Source organism: Vannielia sp. SX4 (assembly GCF_052828525.1).
In genome coordinates this window covers 3,033,956-3,058,386 of sequence record NZ_CM128247.1, presented here as the reverse complement: position 1 = coordinate 3,058,386, position 24,431 = coordinate 3,033,956, and the positions used below count along the sequence as shown (strand labels likewise).

The following is a 24,431-nucleotide window of genomic DNA, read 5'->3' as shown; positions in this document are numbered from 1 at the left end:
CATGGCTTTTGAACTCCCCGATCTCCCCTATGCGCACGACGCCCTTGCCGATCTCGGCATGTCGAAGGAAACGCTCGAGTATCACCACGACATCCACCACAAGGCCTATGTCGACAACGGCAACAAGGCGATTGCCGGCACCGAGTGGGAAGGCAAATCGGTCGAAGAGATCATCAAGGGCACCTATGACGCCTCCGCCGTGGCTCAGAACGGCATCTTCAACAACGCCTCGCAGTTCTGGAATCACAACCAGTTCTGGGAGATGATGGGCCCGGGCGAGGGCGCCATGCCCGGTGAGCTTGAAAAAGCGATCACCGAGAGCTTCGGCTCGGTCGACAAGTTCAAGGAAGAGTTCTCTGCCGCTGGCGCAGGCCAGTTCGGCTCCGGTTGGTGCTGGCTGGTCAAAGACACCGACGGCGGCCTCAAGGTCACCAAAACCGAGAACGGCGTGAACCCGCTCTGCTTTGGCCAGACCGCGCTGCTCGGCTGCGACGTGTGGGAGCACTCCTACTACATCGATTTCCGCAACAAGCGCCCGGCCTACCTCAGCAACTTCCTCGACAAGCTGGTGAACTGGGAAAACGTCGCCTCGCGGATGTAAGCCCCGAGGCCCTGCGCCTCTTGGCGCGGGATTGTGAAAGACCATCAGGCGCGATGTCCCACGCGGGCGTCGCGCCTTTCATTTGGCGGAACCTGCCCCGGCGCCTGCCCGTTGATCCTCCAAAGGAGGAAAACACGATGGCAGAACGCAAACGATCCAATGACATGAGCCGCGATACCGACAAGGTGCTTGGCGCCGAGGGCGAAGTCTCTCACGGCGGGCGCGAGGGCGGGCGACTGGCCCGTCAGGTCGGCTCCAAGGATGAGCTGAAGCGCGCGTTTGAGCGCCCGGCGGGCGCGACCCGCGTGACCAAATCGATGGAAGAAGAGGAGGCTGATCAATGAGCCGCTTGAGCCAAGGCACGTGGGTGCTCGTCGCCGACAGCGAGAAGGCGCTGTTTCTGGAGAACGTCACCGATGGAGAAGACCCCTATCTGGTGGTGACCGGCAAGGAACGGCAGGAAAACCCCTCCGACCGCGAGCAGGGCGCCAACCGGCCGGGCCGGATGCCCGATGTGGGCCACGGCCAACGCTCGGCCCTGGACGATACCGACTGGCACGAGCTGGCCAAGGAGCGCTTTGCCCATGACCTCGCGGACCTGCTCTACGCCAAGGCGCACAAGGGCGAGTTCGACCGCATCGTGCTGGCCTGCGCCCCGCAGGTGCTTGGCGAGCTGCGGAAGGTCATGCACAAGGAGGTGGCCGACAAGGTCGTATTCGAAGTGCCGAAGACCCTCACCAACCATCCGGTCGACGAGATCGAGAAGCTGGTGAAGGGCGAGATGGCCGAGGCCTAGAGTGCCTCGACAGCCTCGGTGAGCGCCTCGACGCTGCCCACCACCTGATAGAATCCCAGAAGGTCGTCGCCGGCAAACCCGCTGGCGACGACGTGCTCAACCAGTTCGGTGAGCTTGTTCCAGTAGCCGTTGACGTTCAGCAGGTACACCGGCTTGGCATGCAGCCCGAGCTGGCGCCAGGTCAGCACCTCGAAAAGCTCATCGAGCGAGCCTGCGCCGCCGGGCAGGACCACCACCGCATCGGCGTTCATGAACATCACTTTCTTCCGCTCGTGCATCGTTTCGGTGACGATGAAGGTGGTGAGGTCACGTTTGCCGACCTCGCGTTGCAGCAGGTGGGTCGGGATCACGCCGAAGGTCTCAGCCCCGCCCGCCTGCGCGCTTCGGGCCACGCGGCCCATCAGCCCCACGTCCCCCGCGCCGTAGACCAGCCGCCAGCCGTGATCGGCAATCGCCTTGCCGAGCGCTTCGGCGGCATCGGCATAGGCCGGGTCGTTGCCATCCCGGGAGCCGCAATAGACGCAGAGGGAGAGGGGAGCTGTCATGTCGGAATCCTGGGCAGATGAGTGGGAAGGCGTGCTGAAAAGAGCTGTCATGCAGGCGGAGTGTTTTGACCGGTGATACCGGGATGGCTATGCTTGCTCAACCCGCCCTCCGAGGCGGGCCTGATGAGGCTGGATCGAGGAAGGGCGATGTCGGCTTGGAAGACCCTCTCTCCCGTGCTGCGGGGAGCATTGACGGCTGCGGTTCTGGCGCTGGCCGGTGTGGGGCTTTGGCTCTGGCAAGGCAGCGGAGTTGTGGCGCCTGACGCCGGTCAACAGGCGGTGGTGGACGCTGCCGAAACTCCTGCAACGGGCGGCGATGGGGCTGACACCGAGGACGGTGTGGAAGCCGCTGCGGTTGAGGCCGGGCAAGATCGCAAAGACTTCAGCGAGAATATTGCCAACACCTCTGGTGAGATTGCCGCCGACAGCGAGGGTGGCGAAGAGTCCGTGCCAGCCGATCCGATTGAGCCTGACCTAGAGGCGGAGAATGAGGCTTCAGCCGAGGCGCCCGAAGAACAGGTTGAGGAGGCACTGGCTGCTGGCAACCCTGCCGATGAGACACCATCCGCACCGCTCCCTGCTTTCGATTTGGTCCGGATCGAGCCAAACGGGTCGGCAGTGATCGCAGGCAGCGCGGGCCCGGGCGACAGGGTGACTTTGATGCTCGACGGTACGGCGGTTGCCGAGGCCGAGGCGGACGGTCAGGGCGCCTTTGTCATCCTCACTGATATCCAACCCGGCGCGGACGCCCGGTTTCTGACACTGCAGGCTGACGGCGAAAGCGGGCAGAGACGCTCCGAGGCAAGTGTGATCGTCGCGCCTGCTGCCGTGGCCGTTGCGGAGACGGATGACCGTGCTGCCGAAGTGCCGGACGAAGAAGAAACCGCGGAGGCCGGTGACATCGCGGTGGAGGAAACCGCAGAGCCCGATGCCGCGTCAGCATATGAGGAGGTTGAAACAGCAGCGCTGTCTGAATCCGAAACTGGCGCAAATGAGGCCGACCTGCCCGAAGGCACTGAGGCTGCCGCAAACCCTTCGCCCGACGCGCCAGACCTCGCCGCGCCGGAGGCGGGCAGCCCGGAGGTGGCTGCTTCTGATGTTGAGCCAGTGGCCAGTGAGGAGGCGGTGGCGGCGGCTGTGGCGGAAGCCCCAACGAACACCTCTGGGGAGACTGCGACGGCTGTTGTATCTGATGAGCCGGCCACCCCGGCGGAAACAGCTGATGTGGCCACGGCCAGTGAAGATGAAGTCACAGCAGAAACCACCGAACTGCCCCCGGCAGAAACCCCCGAGACCGCGCCCGCCGAGGCGATCGCGAGTGCCACCACAGCAGAGGCCATGGCACCAGCAGCCCCGCGCGAGCCGCAGCTTCTGGTGGCGTCGAACGAGGGGTTGCGGGTGCTGCAACCCTCTGCCGAGGCCGCCGAGGTACCGCTCCGGGTCGAAACCATCGGCTACTCTCAGGGCGGCGTCACCCTCTCGGGGCGCGGCACCGGCGGGCCGGCGGACCTGAGGATCTACCTCGACAACGCGCCGGTCGCGCTGGCCCCGCTCGATACCGATGGTACATGGGAGGCGGAACTGAGCGATGTCGACCCCGGCACATACACCCTGCGAGTCGATCAACTGGCGCAGGACGGCAAGGTGACCGGCCGGTTCGAAACCCCGTTCCTGCGCGAGACCGAAGCATCGCTGGCCCGTGCCGCGCCCGAAGCAGGCACGCCCGAGGGGCTCGCAGTGTCGGTCATCACGGTGCAGCCTGGCTACTCGCTCTGGGCCATCGCCAGCGACCGCTACGGTGACGGAATGTCGTGGCACAAGGTTTTGGAGGCCAACAAGGGCCAGATCCGCGACCCCGACCTGATCTACCCCGGTCAGATCTTCGACTTGCCGGACTGACGGGCAAAGGAAGCCAGCCAAACCCGCATTGCGCAGGCCGCGCTGCAATCGCACTGGACGCGGCGGCTGGGCGCCTTAGGTTCGCCGAAACGTTCACGACCCCGAGAGGTGCGCCAGGCCTATGGCCAAGCCAACCCCAGACGTGCCCGGCAGTGGCTGGCAGATCATCGCCCGTGTGGCGCCATACCTCTGGCCCGAGGGGCAAACCAGCCTGCGTGTGCAGGTTGTGCTCTCACTGGTAGCACTGCTGGTCTCCAAGCTCATCTCGGTCGCCACGCCGTTCTTCTACAAGGCGGCGGTGGACGATCTTGCGGGCGATACGCCCTCGACCGGCCTTCTCATCGGCCTCACGGCGGTGTCGCTCACCGTGGCTTATGGTATGGCGCGGCTGCTCACCGTGGGCTTCCAGCAACTGCGCGACGCCTTCTTTGCCCGCGTCGGCCAGCGGGCGCTGCGCCGCCTCGCGCTGGAGACCTTCAACCACATCCACGCGCTCTCGATGCGCTATCACATCACGCGCCGCACCGGGGGCCTCAGCCGGATCATCGAGCGCGGGGTGAAGGGTGTGGAGTTCCTGCTCCGCTTCATGCTGTTTTCCATCGGCCCGCTGATCTTGGAGCTGGTGCTTGTCTGCGTCGTGCTGGCCTGGGTCTTCGACCTGCGCTACCTCGGCGTGCTCGTCGTCACCATCGCCTTCTATGTTTGGTTCACATTCGCGGTGACCGAGTGGCGGGTGCGCATTCGCAAGCAGATGAACGACAGCGACACCGATGCGAACCAGAAGGCGATCGACAGCCTGCTGAACTTCGAGACGGTGAAGTATTTCGGCGCCGAGCGGCGCGAGGCCGAAAGGTATGACAGCGCGATGGCGGGCTATGAGGACGCCGCGATCCGCACCAACTACTCGCTGGGCTTCCTGAACTTCGGTCAGTCGGTGCTGATCACCGGCGGGCTGGTGGCCGTGATGGTGATGGCGGCGCTGGGCGTGCAGAACGGATCGCTCACGGTGGGCGACTTCGTGATGGTCAACGCCTACATGATCCAGATCACCGTGCCGCTCAACTTTCTCGGCTCTGTCTACCGCGAGATCCGGCAGGCGCTGACCGACATGGGCGAGATGTTTGCCCTTTTGGGACAGCCCGCCGAGGTGAAGGATGCAGGCGGGGCAGGGGCCTTGCAGGTGGCCGGCGCCGAGGTGCGTTTTGATGACGTGCGATTTGGGTATGATACCGAGCGGGCCATCCTGAAGGGCGTCAGCTTCACTGTGCCTGCGGGTGCAAGCCTTGCCATCGTGGGGGCCTCGGGCGCGGGCAAAAGCACCATCGGGCGGCTGCTCTTTCGTTTCTACGATGTGACCGGCGGGGCGATCCGGATCGACGGGCAAGACATTCGCGAAGTGACGCAGGAAAGTTTGCACGCCGCCATCGGGGTGGTGCCGCAGGACACGGTGCTGTTCAACGACACCATCCTCTACAACATCGCCTATGGCCGCCCCGAGGCGAGCTTCGAGGAGATTGTCGAGGTGGCCAAATCCGCCCGTATTCACGAGTTCATCGAGAGCCTGCCGCAGGGCTACGAGACCATGGTGGGCGAGCGCGGGCTGAAGCTTTCGGGCGGCGAAAAGCAGCGGGTGGGCATTGCCCGCACCATGCTGAAGAACCCGCCGATCCTGCTGCTGGACGAGGCGACCTCGGCGCTGGACACGGAGACGGAGCAGCAGATTCAGGGCGCGCTGGCGCGGGCGGCGGAGGGGCGCACGGTGCTGACCATCGCGCACCGCCTCTCCACCGTGGCGGGCGCCGACGAGATCATCGTGCTGGATGCCGGAGAGGTCGCCGAGCGGGGTACTCACGCGGAGCTTTTGGCGCTGGGCGGGAAGTATGCGGCGCTCTGGACGCAGCAGTTGCGCGAAGAGGCGGCCTGACCTGCGCTTTGGGGTGAGGTGCGGCCGGGTATGTCGCAGCTCCCGCCAGCGGGGTCCGCAAAGCGGGCACCGGGCCGACAGGGTATCGCGAAGCGATGCCCGAGAGGCACCCACCCCGCCGCGCCATGCCCGGCCTGCGCTTGTGGCTGGTGTGGTTTCAGCTCTGGACTCACCAAAGCAGGAACCTGCTTGCGCGCCTTCCATCACCTGACCCCGGGATGGCCGACGTGCCGCCCGGCATCAACGAAAAGAGCCGTATCCCCGGAGGGGGCCCTCGGCGATTTTCATTGACCCCGGTCGGCCCGCCGTCCCTTGGGGTGTCAGGCGACCCCGACTCCGCAGATGCTGCGCATCCGCTCTGTCGTCAGTGGAGGGCTCCGAAGCAGGATGCGGCACGGCTATTCGGCTGCGCGGATGTGGGGCGGTTTGCCGGTGCCGTCCTTGCCTTCGTCCTTCGCGTCTTCCGCATCGGCATCGGCCGTCGGCTCATCGGTCAAAGCCGCTGCCTCAGGCTCGGCGGAAGACTCCTCCGGCACCTCCGGCGCGCCCTTACCCTCTTCCACCTCGGCCTCCACTACAGGGGCCTCTTCTTCGGACCAGATGATCTCGGGGCTTTTCACCTTTCGGGCGGCGCGGGCGAGCGAGGCATCGCGGGCGACGCGGCTGGAGCGACCGAGGGCCACCTTGCCGACGCTCCGAAGGCCCCAATAGGCGCCCTTGGAGGCCCAGATGCGCAGTGCCAGCATCGACGGGGTGAAGACCAGTGTGAGGATTGTTGCGGTGCCGAGACCGAAGACGACGGCGGTGGCCAGCTGCTTCCACCAGAGCGCGGTGGGGCTATCGAGTGAGTAGCCGCCGTTGATGAAATCGAGGCTGAGGCCCAGCATCATCGGGGTCAGGCCCGCCATTGTGGTGATGGTGGTCAGTAGCACCGGGCGCAGCCGCGCCTCAGCGGTGCGGATCACCGCCTCGAGCCTTGGCATATAGGCGGAGAACTCCTGATACGTGTCGATCAGCACGATGTTGTTGTTCACCACGATCCCCGCCAAGGCGACGATCCCCGTGCCGGTCATGATGATCGAGAAGGGCTGGCCGAGCAGCAGCATGCCCCAGAGCACCCCGGCGGTGGAGAGCACCACGGCCAGAAGCACCAGAACGGCGTTGTAGAAGCTGTTGAACTGCGCCAGCAGGATCACGAACATCATCCCCAGCGCCATGCCGAAGGCGCTGACGAGGAAGGCCTGGCTCTCTTCCTGGTCTTCCTGATCGCCGGTCCACTCCCAGTCGATGCCGGTGGGCAGGGGGCTCTCTTCGCCCGAGAGCCACTCGGTCAGCACGGCGATGCGCTCGTTGGCATTGACCGAGACCTTGCTGGCCCCGGCGTAGCGGCCGCCGGGGGCGATCAGCGCATCGGCCTCCTCGGCGGGCACAACGGCGAGGGTGGTGGCCTCGGCGCCCTCGCCTTCGACCAGCTTGGTCAGGCCGGGGGCCACATCCGCTTTCACATCGTAGATACGGCGTTGGTCCACCCGGTCGATCCGGCCGATCTTGGCGACCGGCTTGCGGGTGATGAAATTGGACAGCGGCACGAGCCCATCTGCCGTGCGCACTTTCAGCTCGTCGAGGGTGGAGAGCACGCGGTCTTCCCGCGGCAGGCGCACGCGGATCTCGATCTCTTCATCCGAACTGTCCACCCGCATGGTGTCGAGCAGGATGCCGCGGGTCACCAGCTGCACCATCGCGCCAACGGTGGCCACATCGGCGCCGTAGCGCCCGGCTTTCTCGACATCCACGTCGATCTGCCAGTCGATGCCGGGTAGGGGGGTGGTGTCTTCAAGGTCGATGACGCCGGGCAGGCTCTCGAGCTTGGCGCGGACGGTCGCGACCGACTCCTCAAGCGCGGCAAAGTCATTGCCCGACAGCCGAAGGTGGATCGGCTTGCCCGCGCCGGGGCCCATCGCGAGGTTGAGAATCTCTGGCTGGATGCCGGGGATGTCGAGCACCGCCTCTTCAATCTTCTCAAGGATCACGTCGCCATCGAGCTCGGCGAGGGTCACGTCATGGGTGCGTGCGTATTCGGGGCGGTCCTCCCACGGGATCAGCTCCAGCTGGATCTGGCCCACGGTGTCCAGCGGCGACTGGCTGCCGCCGGTGTTGGAGTTCAGCCCGCCCTCGCCAGCGAAGGCAAAGGCGCTTTCGATGCCGGGGATATGGCTCATCGCCTCCTCGACCTCGCGGACCATTTCGTCTTTCTCCTCGAGGCTGAGGTTGCCGCGTGCGCGGACATAGACGATGGCCTGCTCAGGCTCGCTCTCGACAAAGAAATCGACGCCGTTGTTGTTGGCCCCGTAGTAGCCGAAGGTGAAGATCACGAAGAAGCCGACGGCCCCGATGGTGACGAGCGGCATGATCGGGTTGCCTGCGATCATCTTGATCACCCAGCCGAAAGGCGAGCGGCGGTGGCCGGCCTTGACCCGCTTGGCGCGGCGCTCGATGCGGGCGGCGTCCAGCGTGATGGTGGCGAGGAAGGCGGCGGCGATGAAGAGCAGCAGTCCCGGTAGCGCGGCCATGAAGCCGGAGAAGGGGGAGGTGCCGCCGAAGAGGTAGCCGGGGTTGATGCACTGCAGCGCGGCGATGAAGAGCAGGTAGAGCGCAGGCACCACCAGCACGGCCCGCACCCACCACGGAAAGCGGCGGAGGCCCTCTGAGGCATTGTGGAACATCCGGCTCATCCGGCCCGAGACGCCGCCGAGCACCGGCAGATACACGAGCGCCACCAGAAGCGAGGCGGAGAGCACGAAGATCAGGGTGACCGGCAGCATCCCCATGAATTGCCCGGCCACACCGGGCCAGAACAGCATGGGCAGGAAGGCGCAGAGCGTGGTCGCGGTGGAACTGACGATGGGCCAGAACATCCGCTTGGCCGCCTCGACATAGGCGTGCATCGGCCCGACGCCCTGGGATATGCGTTTGTCGGCGTATTCCACCACGACGATCGCGCCATCCACCAGCATGCCCACGGCGAGGATCAGGCCGAACATAACGATGTTCGACACGGTGATGCCCATGATCGAGAGGAACACGAAGCAGAGCAGGAAGCTGATCGGAATCGCGATGCCCACCAGCATGGCGGGGCGGATGCCGAGCGCGGCCAGCACCACGATGGCCACCAGCGCGATGGCGGTCATCACTGAGCCTTCGAGCTGGCTCACCATCGACTTCACCACCCGGCTCTGGTCGTTGGAGGTGCCCACCCGGATCGCATCGCGCAGCTCCGGCGGCCACTTCCCCATCTCGGCATCCACCGTCTCGCGGATCGCGGCGGCGGTGTCGATGATGTTGTAGCCCTTCTTCTTGGAGACCTGCAGCGCCACCGTGTTGACCCCGTTGAATCGGGCGGTGCCGGTGCGGTCTTCGAAGGTGAGGCGGATGTCGGCCAGATCGCCGAGCGTGACGATGCTGTCGCCGTTCACCTTGACCGGCAGGTTCAGCACGTCCTGGCTGGTCTCGAAGCTGGCGGGAATTTTGACCGAAAACGCGCCGGTGGGCGTTTCGATCTCGCCTGCCGCGATCAGCTGGTTGTTGTTCTGCACGACAGAGATAAGCTCACCGGCCGTGACGTTGTAGCTCTCCAGCTTCAGCGGATCGATCACCACTTCGAGCATCTCGTCGCGGTGTCCGGCGAGGCTGGCCTCCAGCACGGGCTCCAGACCTTCAAGGCTATCCTGCAAGTCTTTGGCGACCTTCACCAAGGTGCGCTCAGGCAGGGCGCCGGTGAGGTTGACGATGATGATCGGGAACTCGGAAAAGTTGATCTCGCCGATGGTGTAATTGTCGGCCCCTTCGGGGAAGTTGGCCTCGGCAGTGTTCATCGCGGCGCGCACATCGGCCAGCGTGGCCGACTTGTCCCAGCCGAACTCGAATTCGAGCACCACGTTGGCGTAGCCCTCGGTGGCCACGCCCTGCATGGTCTTGAGTCCGTCGAGGTCGGAAAGCTCGGTTTCCATCGGCTTGACCAGCATCTTCTCGGCGTCCGCCGCCGAGATGCCGGGGAAGGGGACCGAGACGAAGACCGCCGGGATCTCGATATCCGGCTCGCCCTCCTTGGGCAGACTCAGATAGGTCGCCCAGCCCACGAGGATCGACATCGCCACGAAGGCGAGGATCATCCGGGCGCGGGCGGCGGCCCAGTCGACGATACCTGTCATTGGGTCAGCTCCTCGAGGGTGACCTTCACCGGCACACCGTCCACCACATACTCCTGCCCGCGTGTGATGACCGTGACCGCCTCAGGCAGGCCGGTGACCCAGATGCCATCGACGGTGTCACGCAGCACGGTGACCGGGGCGAAGCGGGCCATGTTCTCGGCGTCGACCCAGCGCACGCCGAGCAGACCGTCATCATCGAGGGTGAGCGAGGATTGCGGCAGCAGGTGGGCTTGCGCGCCCTCGGCGGAAATGGCGATCTCCACTGTCTGGCCATCGCGAATGGCGAGGTCGGCGTTGGGCACCTGCACCTCGATGCGGAAGGTGCGGGTCTGGGCATCGGCGGAGCGCGAGATGAAGGTGACTTCGCCCATGACCTCATCGCCGGTGGCCAGCCGCGCCCCGGCGCCGGCGCCTGTTTCGACCCGGCCCACCTCGGTTTCAGGAATGAAGCCGACCAGTTTGATCGGGTCGAGCTGGAGGATGGTGGCGCAGTCGGACCCGGCCTGAAGCAGCACGCCGAGCTCGGCGCTGTCGCTCTCCAGCAGGCCGGAGAAGGGGGCGGTGATGGTCAGCCGTTCAATCTCTTTCTGGGCGGAGGCCACGGCGGCCTCTGCGGTTTGCACTTGGCTCTTGGCCCCTTCGACGCCCGATTGCGCCGCCTGCACCGCGGCGCGGGCGGAGGAGACCCCTGCCCGGGTCGCTGCCACGCGGGTATCGGAGGCATAGCCCCCCTGCGAAAGCTGGCTGGCGGCGCGATCATTGATCTCGGCCTCTTCCAAGGCGGCCTGCGCCTCGGCCACGCGCGCCTCGGCCTCGGGCAGCCCGGCGCGGGCGGAGGCAAGCTGCGCCTCGGCCTGTGCCAGCTGGGTCTGCCGCGTGCCTGGATCGATCTCGCAGAGCATCTGGCCGGTCTCCACGAAGGCGCCCTTGCGCAGCGGCTCCGAGATCACCTGGCCACTCGTCTCGGCCCGGACGACCACCTGACGCGCCGCCTCTGTGCGGCCTCGGGTGACAACCGCGCTGTCGATCTCGCGGGCCACGCTCTCCAGCGCCATGACCGAAACGACCCGCGCCTCGCCCGCGCCGGTGCCGTCTTCTTCCACCGAGCGGAGGGCCTCTTCGGCCTCGGCCACCGGTACCTCTTCGGCATCGCCGCCGCCCGCGACAGAGAGCAGCAGATCGCGCTGCATGATCGCGAGATAGAGCACCGCTGCGACGCAGAGCGCGATGAGGATCGAAAACAGCCGCATGGCCGGTCCTTCCTTGCAACAAAGGGGCGCCGGCGCGCCCAGACAAACCTTCGCTGGTGCAGAAACCTGCACAGTCCTAAAGACCATACGGCGTTCTGAACCGTTTGGTTCAGATTAGACGGAAGCTTGACGCCGCGCAAGCAACAGTTCCCGCAGCCCTGACCGCTCCTGACAGGGGCGCCCGCGCCGCTCTGGCAAGGGCCGGGCGCGGGCGCTGCAATCCCCTTGGCATCGGTGCGGGTTTCCGGGTAAGAAGCACCGATCTTTCGGGGCGCAGACCCCGGAGCGCAAAGAAGACGCAGGGAACAGAAGGCAGGCAGATGAGCGATAGCGAGAGCTTCATCGACGAGGTCACCGAAGAGCTGCGGCGCGACAGGCTGTTTTCGCTGATGCGGCGCTACGGCTGGATCCCTCTGGTCATCATTCTGGCGCTGGTCGGCGGCGCCGCGTGGTTCGAATGGCAGCGGTCCAGCGCACGGGCTGAGGCTGAAGCGCGCGGAGATGCGGTGCTCGCGGCGCTCGAGGCGGAGGAGGGCGAGGCCCGGCTTTCCGCGCTCGAAGGCCTTGAAGCCGATGGTGAATTTGCTGCCGTGCTCGACCTGCTGAAAGCCGCCGAGGCGCAAAGCGCGGACGACCCGAAGGGCGCGGCCGAGACCCTGCTGGGGGTGGCCAATGACGCCTCCCTGCCGCAGCCGTGGCGCGACCTTGCCGGGCTGAAGGCGGTGATGCTGGGGGCCGAGGCCGTGGAGCCCGACACCCGCAAGGACCTGCTCGACCGGATCGCCGCTTCGGCCTCTCCGATGGCCCGGATGGCGCGTGAGCAGCAGGTCTACCTGCTGATCGAGACGGGCGACCGGGAGGGCGCTCTGGCTGCGGCGCAGGCGCTGGTCGAGGAAGACGGCCTCAGCCGGGGCTTGCAAGAGCGGCTGTTGCAAGTGATTGTGGCACTGGGAGGAAAGCCCGAAGAGGGCTGATCGGACCTGCGCCCGCAGCTTCAAGAAGGCGCGGGCCGGAGAGATGAGACGGGGCAAGGAAGGCACGCCGTGAGAGCAGCAACGAAGTGGATCACCGCAGGCACGGTCCTGGCCCTGCTTTCGGCCTGTGGCCAGGGCGAGCAGCCTTTGCCCGGCAAGCGCATCGGCATTCGCGAGGCCGCCGGGGTCGCCGACATTGGCGGCGCGACCGCCCCGACCTATCGCGGCTCGGCGCCGATCTCGCTGCCCGCCCCGGTCAACCACGGCTCATGGACCCACCGCAACGGTGGCCCGCAGCACCGCATCCAGCACCCGGCACTGGCCCGGAATGTGCAGGCGATCTGGCGAGCGAACATTGGCTCGGGCGACAGCCGGAAGGCCCGGATCACCGCTGATCCGGTGGCCTCGGGCGGCCGCATCTTCACCATGGACAGCCGGGCACAGGTCTCTGCCGTCTCCAGCGGCGGCGCGGTGATCTGGTCGACAGACATCACCCCGGCGCGGGATCGGACCACGGATGCCTCCGGCGGCGGGCTCGCTGTTTCAGGAAATACCCTATACGTCACAAGCGGTTACGGTGAACTCCTTGCGCTCGACGTGGCCACCGGCGGGCTGCGCTGGCGGCAGCGGTTTGATGGGCCGGTGCAGGGGACGCCCACGGTCGAGGGCGGCACGGTTTACGTGGTGAGCCGCGACAACCGGGCCTTTGCTGTGGAAGCCTCCAACGGACGGCTCAAGTGGGAGATGCCCGGCACGCCGACGCCTTCGGTGATGTCCGGCGGGGCAGGGCCTGCGCTGACTGACCGCTCTGTGATCTTCCCGCTCGGCAACAGCCAGGTGACGGGCGCGCTGAAGCTTTCGGGCGTGCGGACGTGGTCCGAGATCATCGCCGGCGAGCGGCGCGGGCGGGCCTATACCGGCTACACCGATGTCACCGGCGACCCGGTGGTGGTGGGCAGCACGGTGTACGTGGGCACCCAATCGGGCCGCACCGTGGCGCTCAACGTGGACACCGGCGAGCGGCTCTGGACCGCGCTGGATGGCGCCTATTCGCCGGTCTGGCCTGCGGGTAACTCCTTGTTTTACGTGACAGATGCCAGCCAGCTGGTGCGCGTGAGCGCCGCCACGGGCGAGACGATCTGGTCAGCCAAGCTGCCCGATTACTCGGCCCGGCGGGAGCGTCGCCGCAAGGCGGTTGTTGCCCACTATGGCCCGGTTCTGGCGGGCGGACTGCTGCGGGTGGCCTCGGACGACGGGCTGCTGCGCAGCTTCGATCCGACCTCGGGTGCCCTCGTCTCGGCGGTGGAGCTGCCCGGCGGCGCGGCGAGCAACCCGATCGTGGTGGCGGGCGCGCTCTATGTGGTCAACCGCAAGGGCCAACTGGTGGCTTTCCGTTAAGCGCAAAGCGGTGTATGAGGCGCCCTTACGCCTAAGCACCGGTCCGTTAACATGAGCTTCACACTTGCCATCGTTGGCCGCCCCAACGTTGGAAAATCCACTCTTTTCAACCGCTTGGTCGGCAAGCGCCTGGCGCTGGTCGACGATCAGCCCGGTGTGACGCGCGACCTGCGCGAAGGCGAGGCGCGCCTTGGCGACCTGCGCTTTACCGTTATCGACACCGCCGGCCTCGAAGAGGCGACCGACGAGAGCCTGCAGGGCCGGATGCGCAAGCTCACCGAGCGCGCGGTGGAAATGGCCGACATCTGCCTGTTCCTCATCGACGCGCGGGCGGGCGTGACGCCGACCGACGAGGTCTTTGCCGATATCCTGCGCCGCAAGAACGCCCATGTGCTGGTTGGCTGCAACAAGGCCGAGGGCCGCGCGGCCGAGGGCGGTATCGTTGAGGCATGGAGCCTCGGGCTGGGCGACCCGATCCCGCTGAGTGCGGAGCATGGCGAGGGCATGTCGGACCTGTTGGCCGCCTTGATGCCAGTGGTTGATGAAATTTCGCTTAACAAGGTGGATGACAGCCCCGAAACCGAGGTTTCGGTGGAAGAGGGCGAAGAGCCAGAGCCTTGGAAACCCACGAAAAAGAAGCCGCTTCAGGTGGCGGTGGTGGGCCGCCCGAACGCGGGCAAATCGACCCTCATCAACGCGATCCTCGGTGAGGACCGCCTGCTCACCGGCCCCGAGGCGGGGATCACACGCGACTCGATTTCGCTGGCGATTGAATGGGATGGCGTGCCGATGCGCCTGTTCGACACCGCTGGCATGCGCAAACGCGCCAAGGTGCAGGAAAAGCTGGAGAAACTCTCGGTCTCCGATGGGCTCAGGGCGGTGAAATTTGCCGAGGTTGTGGTGGTGCTGCTCGATGCGGCGATCCCCTTCGAGCAACAGGATCTGCGCATTGCCGACCTTGCCGAGCGCGAGGGTCGGGCCGTGGTGGTGGCTGTCAACAAATGGGACTTGGAGCCGGAAAAACAGGCCAAGCTCAAGGGGTTGCGCGTGGCGTTCGAGAAGCTGCTGCCGCAGCTGAAGGGGGCGCCGCTGGTGACGGTGTCGGCCAAGACGGGCAGGGGGCTGGACCGGTTGCAGCAGGCGGTGGTGAAGGCCCATGAGGTTTGGAACCGCCGGGTGACCACGGCCAAGCTGAATGACTGGCTGATCTCGATGCTCGAACAGCACCCGCCGCCCGCGCCGGGCGGGCGCCGGATCCGGCTGCGCTACATGACCCAGGCCAAGACGCGGCCGCCGGGCTTTGTGGTGATGTGTTCCCACCCTGACAAGCTGCCCGAGAGCTATAAACGCTATCTTGTCAACGGCTTGCGGGAGGACTTTGACATGCCCGGCACGCCGATCCGGCTGTATTTCCGGGGGCAGGGCGATGCGAACCCCTACAAGAACAAGACCAAATCGACGCCGTCGCGGCTGCGCAAGCATTTGGGCAAGAAGCCCTTGGGCGAATGAGGAAATCAGGGTTAACGGGGCACCGTTAACCCTGTGATGCAGGGGATGCACATCCCATGCACAACTGATGCACATTCCATACATACGCGGTTTTTGCACAAGTCGCGGCGGTTAACCGGGCGCACTCTCTCATGGCGAGAGGGTCGCGGCCCCGTGATCTGCGCGCGCTTGGTGCGCTGCCGGGCCTCGTGTAGAACGGGGCAAAACAGGCGGGGCCCGCAGATGGCAGGGCCGGGATCAAGCGGGGCAACAATGCGGGCGGCAGTCCTTTTCATCATCGTGGCGCTGTGGAGCGTGGCGGCTTCGGCGCAGGGGTTCTCGGGCTTGGCGCGGGTCGACCCGGCGCGCTCGGGGCTGGAGGAGAGCGGGCGGCAGGTGGTGCTGCGGCTGACGATCTCGCAGCCGGTGCCTTACCGGGTGCGGCTGCTGGACGGCCCGCCGCGCTTGGTGGTGGATTTCCGCGAGGTGGATTTTGGCGCCTTGGGGCGGCCAGATGTGTCGTCTCTCGAAAACGTGGCGGCGCTGCGGACTGGGCGCGTGGGTCCGGGCTGGACCCGGCTGGTGGCGGAGCTTTCTGCGCCGTTGGGGCTGGAGAGCGCCCAGATGTTGACCGGGGCCGAGGATGGCTCGGCGCGGGTCGAGGTGGCGCTGGCGCCAGTGAGCGACGAAGAGTTTGCCGCGCAGGTGGCCAGCGGGCAGGGCGGCACAGATGCCTTTCCGGCGCCCTCGGCCAGCGCGCCGCCCAAGCGCCGCCCGGCGGAGGGCGGCCCGCTGGTGGTGGTGCTCGACCCCGGCCACGGCGGCGTGGACCCGGGCGCGACCCGCGACGGGGTGACGGAGGCCGACCTGATGCTCGCCTTCGCCCGCGACGTGCGCGAGGCGCTGCTCAGGGCGGGCGACTACGAGGTGGTGATGACGCGGGAGGACGACAGCTTTGTGTCGCTGGAGACCCGGCTGACTATCGCGCGGCGGGCGGGGGCGGATATCTTCCTGTCGCTCCATGCCGATGCGGTGGAGGAGGGGATCGCGCGGGGGGCGCAGGTGTACACGCTGTCGGAAGAGGCAAGCTCGGAGGCGCTGGCCAAGCTGGCGTGGCGGCATGACCGCGATGACATTTTGGGCGGGGCCGATCTGAGCGGGACCGACGACCGGGTGGCGCAGGCGCTGATGGAGATTGCCCGGCGCGAGACCGCACCGCGCACGCTGGCGCTGGCCCGGTCGATGGTGGGCGGTTTGCGCGGCAAAGGGGTGCGGCTGCACAAGCATCCGATGGGGGCTGCGGATTTTTCGGTGCTGAAGCTGCCGGACATTCCGGCGGTGCTGCTGGAGGCGGCGTTTTTGTCGACGACGAGCGAGTTGGAGAAGTTGCAGAACCCGGAGTGGCGGCGGCAGGCGGCGGACGGGATTGCCGAGGGGGTTGCGGCCTGGGCGGCGGAGGATGCGCGGTTGAGGGCTTTGCGGCGGCAGTAGGGGGGATTGGGCGAAGTGCGGTGCCTTGCCCGGTGTGGGCGGGCGTACGGTGATGCGGAATGCCTTGCCCGGTGCGCGCCGTAAGGCGCCGGGCAGCGCCGTCCCGTCCCCCGGGGCGGCGCTTGGGGGAGGTTGCTAGTCACCTCTGGGGGAAGATGACGGTTGCACCATAAAGTGGCATGCAAAGCTGTTGCTTGCGCCACCCCGCGGGACGGCGCTGCCCGGCTTGGGGGGCGGTATCCCCTCGCAAAACCGTGACCGTGCGAGCGGCAAATGGCCGAAATTGTCATGCAATCTCTTTTGCTTCGTCACCGCGCTTGCCGTATACACTTGGCCTCAAACCAAGCATGAGTTCACATCGGGAGCGGGCAGTTGCTCAGATTCTTCACCGGCATCTTCGGCGGGCTTTTCGCGCTGATCACCACCGGCGCCGCCTTTGGCGCGCTGATGCTTGGCGCGATCTTCTGGATCTATGGCCGCGACCTGCCCAACCACGAGCAGCTGGCGCAATACACCCCGCCCACCATCAGCCGGATCTACTCCGGCGAGGGCAGGATCATGGACGAATTCGCCCATGAGCGCCGGCTCTATGCCCCCTCCAGCGAGATCCCCGATCTGGTGAAGCAGGCCTTCATCTCGGCGGAAGACAAGAATTTCTACTCCCACAAGGGCTATGACCCGATGGGGATGATCGCCGCCGCCGTGGATGCGGCCAAGGGTGGGCGGCTGCGCGGCGCATCGACGATCACCCAGCAGGTGATGAAGAACTTCCTGCTCTCCTCCGACCGCTCCGCCGAGCGGAAGATCAAGGAGATCATCCTCGCCGCCCGCGTCGAGCAGGCGCTGAGCAAGGAGAAGATCCTCGAGCTTTACATGAACGAGATCTTCCTCGGGCAGAACAGCTTTGGCGTGGCCGCTGCCGCGCAGACCTATTTCAACAAGACGCTGGCTGAGCTGGAGCCGCATGAGGCGGCCTATCTGGCGGTGCTGCCCAAGGCGCCCTCGAACTATCACCCGGTGCGCGACAAGGAGCTGGCGACCAACCGCCGCAACTTCGTGCTGAAGGAGATGTATGAGAACGGCTACATCTCCTACGACCTGTACCAGAGCGAGCGCGAAATGCCGCTGCGCTCGGTGCAGAATGGCGATTTCGAGAGCTTCAAGGGCAGCCTGCCGCCGCGCGATTACTTCACCGACGAGATTCGCCGCCAGCTGAGCCGCAACTTCGGCGAGGAAGAGTTTTTTGGCGGCGGCCTTACCATTCGTGCCACGGTGGACCCGGAGCTGCAGAAGAAGGCGGCGGTGGAGCTGCAACGCGCGCTGGAGCGCTACGACCGGGGCCTCGGGCGCTGGCGCGGCACCGGCAAGACCATCGACGCGGCCCTGCTCGACGACGAGGCAAGCTGGCGCGAGGCGCTCTCGGCGGTCGAGATCGCGCGGGACGTGGAGCTTGAGAGCACATGGCTGCCCGCCGTGGTGCTCAGCGTCGGCGATCAGGAGCTGGGGCTCGGGATCGAGGGCGTGGCAATGGATGGCGCCGAGCCGCCCATCGTGCCGCGCAAGGACATCGCCTGGATCAAGGGCGACTTCCACGACAATTTCGAGCGTGGCGACGTGGTGCATGTGCGCCGGATGACCGATGACGGTGCCTTCATCCGCTGGACCCTGCGGCAGGTGCCTGCCGTGCAAGGCGCCTTCATGGCGATGGACGTGGAGAACGGCCGGGTGCTCGCGATGCAGGGTGGCTTCAGCTACCAGCACTCGGTGTTCAACCGGGCCACGCAGGCGACGCGGCAGCCGGGCTCGTCGTTCAAGCCCTTCGTCTATGCCGCAGCGCTGGACTCGGGCTACACCCCGGCCACCATCGTCGTGGACGCGCCGATCGAGATCAACACGCCGCAGGGCGTGTGGCGCCCCAAGAACGCCTCCCACAAGTTCTACGGGCCCACGCCGCTGCGCACCGGCATCGAGCAGTCGCGGAACCTGATGACCATCCGTCTCGCGCAGGAGGTCGGCATGGAAACCGTGGCGAGCTATGCCGAGAGCTTCGGTGTCTATGACCGGCTCGACCCCTTCCTCGCCAACGCGCTCGGCGCGCAGGAGACCACGCTGTTCAAGATGGTCTCGGCCTATTCGATGTTCGCCAATGGCGGCGAGCGGGTGGAGCCGACCCTTGTGGACCGTGTGCAGGACCGCTGGGGCCGGACGATCTACCGGCATGACCAGCGCATCTGCGACGGCTGCGAGGTCGCCTCGCTGGCGCCGGGCGAGCTGCCCAAGATCAGCGCCAACCGCAAGCAGGCGATCGACGCGATCACCGCCTACCAGCTGACCTCGATGATGCAGGGCGTGGTCGAGCGCGGCACTGCGCGCCGCGCGGTGAGCCTTGGCGTGCCGGTGGCGGGCAAGACCGGCACCACCAACGATGCCAAGGATGTGTGGTTCATCGGCTTCACCAACACCATCGCGGCGGGTTGCTACATCGGTTACGACCGGCCCCGCACCATGCCCGGCGCCTCGGGCGGCGGCATGTGCGCGCCGGTGTTCAACAGCTTCATGAAATCGGCCATCGCCAAATACGGCGCCGGCAAGTTCCAGGTGCCGCCGGGGGGCTACTTCGTGAAGATCGACCGCTTCACCGGCGCCCGGCTGGGCGACGGCGCCTCTGGCCCGCATGTGGTTTCGGAATACTTCCGCGAGGGCGAGGAGCCGATCTTCGGCATGGCCGCGATCCTCGACGGCGGCTTCGCGATGGGGGCCAATCTGCCGATGTTCGCGCAGGGCGAGAGCGACGAGGGCGAATCCCGCACGGTGACCACCTCGACCGGCAAGAAGGCCCGGATTGCGCCCAAGGCGAGCTTTGGTTCGCTCAGCTCCGGGGGCCTCTATTGAGCTGCGCCACGGCGGCGCAGCCTGCGGGGTGACCCGTGGAGCTTGATGCCGCCGTTCCGGCGCTGCCGGTGCGCAGCGTGGCCGCGGCGCAGGCCTTCTATGTGGAGGCGCTCGGCTTCACCGCCAACTGGCACCACGAGGAGGGGCGGATCGGGGCGGTCAGCCATGGGCGCTGCGCGCTCTTCCTGCGCGAGGTCGATGGCCCCTTCACACCCGGCGTCGCGTGGATCTTTGCCGAGGATGTGGATGCCGCCCATGCCGCAATGGCTGCCGCCAAGCCGACCGCGCCGCAGAACATGCCCTACGGCCTCCGCCAGTTCACCGTGACCGACCCGGATGGCAACCAGCTGCACATCCACCACGATCTCTGATCCACCCCCGTTCATTTTCTTGCTCTCAATATCCCACGGGGGTGCGGGGGTGTGAAACCCCCGCTGCGCGACGGTTCAGCCGGGCGACACGCACCGCAATTCTTGCCCCTCACCGCCCCACGCGGTATCAGGCACATCGAACCAAAAGAAAGGGCAGACCCATGCGGGCCGAGGCACAAAACGCGGTGGACGCGGTCGAAAAATCGCTGGAGCTTCTGGGCCAGCGGCTCGGGCTGGACACCGCCCAGCACCGGCTGGAGGAGTTCAACGCTCGCACCGAGGATCCGGATCTGTGGAACGACCCGGCCAAGGCACAGAAGCTGATGCGGGAGCGCCAGCTGCTGGTTGATGCGCTCGACACCTACAACGGGCTGAAGCAGGAGCTTTCCGACAACATCGAGCTGGCCGAGTTGGGCGAGATGGAAGAGGACACCGAGGTTGTTGCCGAGGCGGAGAATGCGATCATCGCGCTGGAGAAGCGCGCCGCCGAGAAGGAGCTGGAGGCGCTGCTGAACGGCGAGGCCGATGGCAACGACACCTTCCTCGAGATCAACGCGGGCGCGGGCGGCACCGAGGCCTGTGACTGGGCGCAGATGCTCCAGCGCATGTATGTGCGCTGGGCCGAGAAGCGCGGCTTCAAGGTAGAGCTGCAATCCGAGGAAGCGGGCAGCGAGGCGGGCATCAAGAGCTGCGCTTACAAGATCAGCGGCACCAATGCCTATGGCTGGCTGAAGTCGGAGAGCGGCGTGCATCGGCTCGTTCGGATCAGCCCCTTCGGCAAGGGCACGCGGGAGACCTCCTTTGCCTCTGTCTGGGTCTACCCGGTGGTGGATGATAACATCGAGATCGAGGTGAACCCGGCGGACATCCGGATCGACACTTACCGGTCGAGCGGCGCGGGCGGCCAGCACGTGAACACCACCGACTCCGCCGTCCGGATCACCCACGCGCCCACCGGCATCGTGGTGACAAGCTCGGAAAAGTCGCAGCACCAGAACCGGGACATCGCCATGAAGGCGCTGAAATCGCGGCTCTACCAGATGGAGCTCGACAAGCGGAACGAGGCGATCAACGCCGCCCACGAGAGCAAGGGCTCGGCGGGCTGGGGCAACCAGATCCGCTCTTACGTGCTGCAGCCCTACCAGATGGTGAAGGACCTGCGGACCAACCACGAGACCTCTGACACCTCCGGCGTGCTCGATGGCGATCTCGACGGGTTCATGGCTGCGACCTTGGCGATGGATGTCTCCGGCAAGAGCCGGAGCGAGGCGCAGGCCGAAGGCTGATGGCGCTCACCGACCTCTCCGCCACCGCGCTTGCAGAGCGCTTGAACCGGCGGGAGGTGGGGCCGGTGGACCTGATGCAGGAGGTGCTTGCCCGGGTGGGCGAGGTGAACCCTGCGATCAATGCGATCGTTTCCCTGCGCGGCGAAGACGAGTTGCTCGCCGAGGCGCGGGCGGTGGAAGAGGCGGGGCCGCCTTTGCCCGGTGCCGCCCCGCTCTTGGGTATGCCGGTGGCGGTGAAGGACTTGGTGGCCACCAAGGGCATCCGCACCACATGGGGCAGCCCGGTTTATGCGGATCACGTGCCGCAGGCCGATGACCTGATCGCCGCGCGGATGCGGGCGGCGGGGGCGATTCTGATCGGCAAGACCAATGTGCCGGAGTTCGGGCTGGGCTCGCATTCTTACAACCCGGTCTTCGGCGTCACCCGCAACCCCTATGACACTTCCCGCACGGCGGGTGGCTCCTCGGGCGGGGCGGCGGCGGCGCTGGCGGCGCGGATGGTGCCGTTGGCCGATGGCTCCGACATGATGGGCAGCCTGCGCAACCCGGCGGCCTGGTGCAATGTTTACGGGATGCGGCCCAGCCACGGGCTGGTGCCGGGTGATCCGGTGGGTGAGATGATCCTGCATCCGCTCTCCACCCTCGGTCCGATGGCCCGCACGCCCGCCGACCTTGCGCTGCTGCTCAGCGTGATCGCCGGGCCGGACCCGATGCAGCCTGTGGGGGCGGGTTTCGTGCCCGGTGGCGATGGCCCGCGCGGCAAGCGGATCGGCTGGCTGGGCGACTGGGGCGGCGCATGGCCGATGGAGCCGGGGCTGCTGGAGCGCGGCGAAGCGGCCTGCGCGGTGTTCGAGGACTTGGGCGCCGTGGTGGAGCCGGTGGCGCCGCCGTTCCCGGCCGCGAAGCTCTGGGAGAGCTGGGTGGCCCTGCGGTCTTGGGCGGTGGCGGGCAAGCAGGGCGCGTTGCTGGACGATCCGGCGAGTGACGGCAAGCTGAAGCCCGCGCTGATCTGGGAGATCGAGCAGGGCAGGGGGCTCTCGGCGGCGGAGGTGCAGGCGGCCAGCGCGATCCGCTCGGAGTGGTTCCGCGCCGCCGCGCGGATGTTTGCCCGCTATGACGCGGTGATCCTGCCCAGTACGCAGATGTGGCCCTTCCCGGCGGAGTGGGACTATCCGCGCGAGGTCGCAGGCGTGGCGGCGGACACCTATCACCGCTGGATGGAATGCGTGGTGCCCGCCTCGCTCATCGGCCTGCCGGTGGTGAACCTGCCGGCGGGCTTCGGCGAGGCCGGGCTGCCCGCCGGAGTGCAACTGATGGGGCCGCGCGGCGCGGATGCGGCGCTGCTGGCGCTGGCGGAGGGGTATCACGCGGCGGTGAACTGGCCGGGGGCGCGGGTGCCCGGGTAGGGGCTGCGCGGTCGCTCTTTGGCGGCACACGCCGGTCGGGCCCCGCCCTGCGGGGTTGCGCCATGTGGCGGCCTTGGGCCAAATAGCCGGGGAAACGCGCGAGCATGGCAGGAGGAAGCATGCTTGACGCCACTTATGCCGAGGCCGCCCCGAAACCGGATGTTGCCCGGCTCGACTTATCCGATCTGCGCGCCGCCCTTGCGGCGGGCTGGCGCGATTTTACCCGCGCGCCGCAGTTCGGCCTGTTCTTTGCGCTGGTCTACGCGCTTGGCGGCTTTGCCATGGTCAAGCTCTCGCTCGGCCATGTCGCCTCGGTGCTGATCCTCTCGCTCGGCTTTCCGCTTATCGCGCCCTTCGCCGCGGTCGGGATCTACGTGGTCTCACGCCGCCTCGCACGCGGCGAGCGGCTGACCTTTCTGGGCCGCAACGGCGTGCTGATCCGGGTCTGGCGCGAGCGGGCGCGGCAGATCCCGTGGATCGGGGCGATCATCGTGATCTACTTCCTGTTCTACACCTTCTTCGCCCATATGCTCTTTGCCGTCTTCCTCGGCCCGCGGGCGCTGATCAACATATCCGAGGGGCTGACGGCGCTGATGACGCCGGCGGGTTACCGGATGATCGCGGCGCAGTTGCTCTTTGGCGCGGGCGTCGCCCTGCTGCTCTACGCACTGACAGTGGTCTCGATCCCCTTCGCGCTGGACCGGGAGGTGGATTTCATCACCGCCATGCTCACCAGCCTCGCGGTGGTGCGGCAGAACCCGGTGGTGATGCTGGCATGGGCGGCGCTGCTGGCAGGGCTGCTATTGGCGGCGATGCTGCCGTGGTTCCTCGGGCTGCTCATCGCGCTACCGGTGCTGGGCCACGCGACATGGCACCTTTACGAGCGCGCGCTCATCCACCCGCCGGAGTCGCGGCCAAGCCCAGCAGGGCCAGAAGGGCCGTGAGGGTGACGAAGCTTGCCAGCGTTTGCAGCAGGAGCACGGCGGCGGGGGTGGTGACCTCGCCGTAGCGGCGGGCGAGCACCGGGTAGATCGACATGGCGGGCAGGGCGGTCATCACCAGCAGGGCGGGTGAGAGGGCGGCAGGGGCTGGGACCAGTCCGGCAGCGCCGAAGAGCAGCAGCAGCGCCCAGGCCAGCGCGGGCATCAGCAGCAGTTTGGCTCCGGTCACCGCCCAGGCCAGCGGGCCGAGGTCGCGCAGGGTCAGCCCGGCAAGCCCGCCGCCGATCACCACCAGCGAGACGGCGGCGGAGGAATTCGCCAGAATGTTCACCGTGCCGGTCACCACCTGCGGCATCGGCAGCGCGAGGGCGGCCACGGCGATGCCGGCGAAGAGCGCGAGGATCACCGGCGAGGTCGCCAGCCGCCGGGCAATGAGCCAGCCCACGCCGGAGCCGCCGTTGCCCTGCGCCTTGCTGGCCTCGGCCAGCGCCAGCACCAGCGGGATCATCACGAGGTTCTCGAAGCTCATGTTCAGCGCCAGCGCATGCTCGGCCACCTCGGGCAGCGCCAGCCCCAGCATGGGGTAGCCGACGAAGCCGGAGTTCGCGCAGCTTGCCCCCATCGCGGCGAAGGTCGCCGCCGTGGGCGAGAGGCCGAAGGCCCGGCGCAGGCCCCAGTAGGCCGCCCCGAAGAGCGCCAGAGAGGTGAGGCAGAGCACGAGCAGGTAGGCGGCATCGAAGGTCTCCCCAAGAGGGCGCGACGAGACCGCCCGGAAGATCAGCGCGGGCAGGGCGCAGGTGACGACATAGGCCCCCAGAACATCCAGCGCCTTGCCGTCGAAGACCCCGCGCCGCACCAGCAGCCAGCCAAGGGCGATGAGCGCAAAGATCGTGCCGGAGATGGAGAGAACCTGAACCATGCCCCCGCTATGGGCCGCACGCCCGGCAACCGCAAGTGCTTC

The 24,431-nt window shown here is 66.9% G+C and carries 18 protein-coding genes; 14 read left to right on the top strand and 4 right to left on the bottom strand.

The window, feature by feature from the left end:
* The first annotated feature begins 1 nt into the window (after position 1).
* The 3 genes from ACUXVX_RS15090 to ACUXVX_RS15080 all read left to right on the top strand — a co-directional run bounded on the left by ACUXVX_RS15090 (position 2) and on the right by ACUXVX_RS15080 (position 1,397).
* Positions 2-601 (top strand): superoxide dismutase, encoded by a 600-nt coding sequence (locus ACUXVX_RS15090; RefSeq protein ID WP_446308934.1) that lies wholly within the window; start codon positions 2-4, stop codon positions 599-601.
* Positions 602-738: 137 nt separating this feature from the next.
* On the top strand, positions 739-945 hold the full coding sequence (locus tag ACUXVX_RS15085) for a hypothetical protein (RefSeq protein ID WP_446308933.1): 207 nt from the start codon (positions 739-741) through the stop codon (positions 943-945).
* Positions 942-1,397 (top strand): host attachment family protein, encoded by a 456-nt coding sequence (locus tag ACUXVX_RS15080; RefSeq protein WP_446308932.1) that lies wholly within the window; start codon positions 942-944, stop codon positions 1,395-1,397. The genes ACUXVX_RS15085 and ACUXVX_RS15080 overlap by 4 nt, the downstream gene beginning before the upstream one ends.
* Here the strand turns inward: ACUXVX_RS15080 and ACUXVX_RS15075 are convergent.
* Positions 1,394-1,942 (bottom strand): LOG family protein, encoded by a 549-nt coding sequence (locus tag ACUXVX_RS15075; protein WP_446308931.1) that lies wholly within the window; start codon positions 1,940-1,942, stop codon positions 1,394-1,396. The genes ACUXVX_RS15080 and ACUXVX_RS15075 overlap by 4 nt on opposite strands.
* 147 nt (positions 1,943-2,089) lie before the next feature.
* Here ACUXVX_RS15075 and ACUXVX_RS15070 point away from each other — a divergent pair, with 147 nt between their 5' ends.
* Both ACUXVX_RS15070 and ACUXVX_RS15065 read left to right on the top strand, forming a co-directional pair.
* A complete protein-coding gene (locus ACUXVX_RS15070) occupies positions 2,090-3,841 on the top strand; it encodes a LysM peptidoglycan-binding domain-containing protein (protein ID WP_446308930.1) in 1,752 nt (583 codons plus the stop codon).
* A 121-nt stretch (positions 3,842-3,962) separates the two neighbouring features.
* Positions 3,963-5,765, top strand: a complete 1,803-nt coding sequence (locus tag ACUXVX_RS15065) for an ABCB family ABC transporter ATP-binding protein/permease (protein ID WP_446308929.1) — start codon at positions 3,963-3,965, stop codon at positions 5,763-5,765.
* Positions 5,766-6,163: 398 nt separating this feature from the next.
* Here ACUXVX_RS15065 and ACUXVX_RS15060 read toward each other — a convergent pair whose 3' ends face one another.
* Positions 6,164-9,973: an efflux RND transporter permease subunit gene (locus ACUXVX_RS15060; protein ID WP_446308928.1), complete on the bottom strand. Its 3,810-nt coding sequence runs from the start codon at positions 9,971-9,973 to the stop codon at positions 6,164-6,166.
* The gene (locus ACUXVX_RS15055) at positions 9,970-11,223 is read right to left on the bottom strand and encodes an efflux RND transporter periplasmic adaptor subunit (RefSeq protein WP_446308927.1); all 1,254 of its coding nucleotides are present in this window, start codon (positions 11,221-11,223) and stop codon (positions 9,970-9,972) included. Before ACUXVX_RS15055 ends, ACUXVX_RS15060 begins: the two co-directional genes overlap by 4 nt.
* A 320-nt stretch (positions 11,224-11,543) precedes the next feature.
* On the opposite strand from ACUXVX_RS15055, the gene ACUXVX_RS15050 reads away from it, so the two are divergent.
* From ACUXVX_RS15050 to ACUXVX_RS15010, 9 genes are all read left to right on the top strand, one after another.
* Positions 11,544-12,197 carry a hypothetical protein gene (locus tag ACUXVX_RS15050; protein WP_446308926.1) on the top strand — a complete coding sequence of 218 codons (654 nt, stop codon included), beginning with the start codon at positions 11,544-11,546 and terminating at the stop codon, positions 12,195-12,197.
* Between the two features lie 69 nt (positions 12,198-12,266).
* Entirely contained in the window at positions 12,267-13,595 is a 1,329-nt protein-coding gene (locus ACUXVX_RS15045) for an outer membrane protein assembly factor BamB family protein (protein ID WP_446308925.1), read from the top strand.
* Positions 13,596-13,646: 51 nt separating this feature from the next.
* Complete coding sequence (der, locus tag ACUXVX_RS15040) at positions 13,647-15,104, top strand: ribosome biogenesis GTPase Der (protein WP_222468792.1); 1,458 nt, start codon at positions 13,647-13,649, stop codon at positions 15,102-15,104.
* A 252-nt stretch (positions 15,105-15,356) separates the two neighbouring features.
* Complete coding sequence (locus ACUXVX_RS15035) at positions 15,357-16,574, top strand: N-acetylmuramoyl-L-alanine amidase (protein ID WP_446308924.1); 1,218 nt, start codon at positions 15,357-15,359, stop codon at positions 16,572-16,574.
* 372 nt (positions 16,575-16,946) lie between these two features.
* Positions 16,947-19,466, top strand: a complete 2,520-nt coding sequence (locus ACUXVX_RS15030; protein ID WP_222468794.1) for a penicillin-binding protein 1A — start codon at positions 16,947-16,949, stop codon at positions 19,464-19,466.
* A gap of 35 nt (positions 19,467-19,501) precedes the next feature.
* Positions 19,502-19,837 (top strand): glyoxalase superfamily protein, encoded by a 336-nt coding sequence (locus ACUXVX_RS15025; RefSeq protein WP_446308923.1) that lies wholly within the window; start codon positions 19,502-19,504, stop codon positions 19,835-19,837.
* A 161-nt stretch (positions 19,838-19,998) separates the two neighbouring features.
* Positions 19,999-21,123, top strand: coding sequence for a peptide chain release factor 2 (prfB, locus tag ACUXVX_RS15020; protein ID WP_222493905.1), 1,125 nt, complete (start codon positions 19,999-20,001; stop codon positions 21,121-21,123).
* Positions 21,123-22,529, top strand: coding sequence for an amidase (locus ACUXVX_RS15015; protein ID WP_446308922.1), 1,407 nt, complete (start codon positions 21,123-21,125; stop codon positions 22,527-22,529). Before prfB ends, ACUXVX_RS15015 begins: the two co-directional genes overlap by 1 nt.
* A 119-nt stretch (positions 22,530-22,648) precedes the next feature.
* Positions 22,649-23,473 (top strand): DUF2189 domain-containing protein, encoded by an 825-nt coding sequence (locus tag ACUXVX_RS15010; protein WP_446308921.1) that lies wholly within the window; start codon positions 22,649-22,651, stop codon positions 23,471-23,473.
* On the opposite strand, the gene ACUXVX_RS15005 is transcribed toward ACUXVX_RS15010, so the two are convergent.
* Positions 23,421-24,389 carry an AEC family transporter gene (locus tag ACUXVX_RS15005; protein WP_446308920.1) on the bottom strand — a complete coding sequence of 323 codons (969 nt, stop codon included), beginning with the start codon at positions 24,387-24,389 and terminating at the stop codon, positions 23,421-23,423. The two genes, ACUXVX_RS15010 and ACUXVX_RS15005, sit on opposite strands and share 53 nt — an antisense overlap.
* Positions 24,390-24,431 lie beyond the last annotated feature (42 nt).

Coding starts and splice junctions, on each gene's coding strand:
- ACUXVX_RS15050 (WP_446308926.1), top strand. CDS start 11,544: ATGAGCGATAGCGAGAGCTTCATCGACGAGGTCACCGAAGAGCTGCGG.
- ACUXVX_RS15015 (WP_446308922.1), top strand. CDS start 21,123: ATGGCGCTCACCGACCTCTCCGCCACCGCGCTTGCAGAGCGCTTGAAC.
- ACUXVX_RS15035 (WP_446308924.1), top strand. CDS start 15,357: ATGCGGGCGGCAGTCCTTTTCATCATCGTGGCGCTGTGGAGCGTGGCG.
- ACUXVX_RS15005 (WP_446308920.1), bottom strand. CDS start 24,389: ATGGTTCAGGTTCTCTCCATCTCCGGCACGATCTTTGCGCTCATCGCC.
- ACUXVX_RS15055 (WP_446308927.1), bottom strand. CDS start 11,223: ATGCGGCTGTTTTCGATCCTCATCGCGCTCTGCGTCGCAGCGGTGCTC.
- ACUXVX_RS15060 (WP_446308928.1), bottom strand. CDS start 9,973: ATGACAGGTATCGTCGACTGGGCCGCCGCCCGCGCCCGGATGATCCTC.
- der (WP_222468792.1), top strand. CDS start 13,647: ATGAGCTTCACACTTGCCATCGTTGGCCGCCCCAACGTTGGAAAATCC.
- ACUXVX_RS15080 (WP_446308932.1), top strand. CDS start 942: ATGAGCCGCTTGAGCCAAGGCACGTGGGTGCTCGTCGCCGACAGCGAG.
- ACUXVX_RS15070 (WP_446308930.1), top strand. CDS start 2,090: ATGTCGGCTTGGAAGACCCTCTCTCCCGTGCTGCGGGGAGCATTGACG.
- ACUXVX_RS15090 (WP_446308934.1), top strand. CDS start 2: ATGGCTTTTGAACTCCCCGATCTCCCCTATGCGCACGACGCCCTTGCC.
- ACUXVX_RS15065 (WP_446308929.1), top strand. CDS start 3,963: ATGGCCAAGCCAACCCCAGACGTGCCCGGCAGTGGCTGGCAGATCATC.
- ACUXVX_RS15010 (WP_446308921.1), top strand. CDS start 22,649: ATGCTTGACGCCACTTATGCCGAGGCCGCCCCGAAACCGGATGTTGCC.
- ACUXVX_RS15085 (WP_446308933.1), top strand. CDS start 739: ATGGCAGAACGCAAACGATCCAATGACATGAGCCGCGATACCGACAAG.
- ACUXVX_RS15075 (WP_446308931.1), bottom strand. CDS start 1,942: ATGACAGCTCCCCTCTCCCTCTGCGTCTATTGCGGCTCCCGGGATGGC.
- prfB (WP_222493905.1), top strand. CDS start 19,999: ATGCGGGCCGAGGCACAAAACGCGGTGGACGCGGTCGAAAAATCGCTG.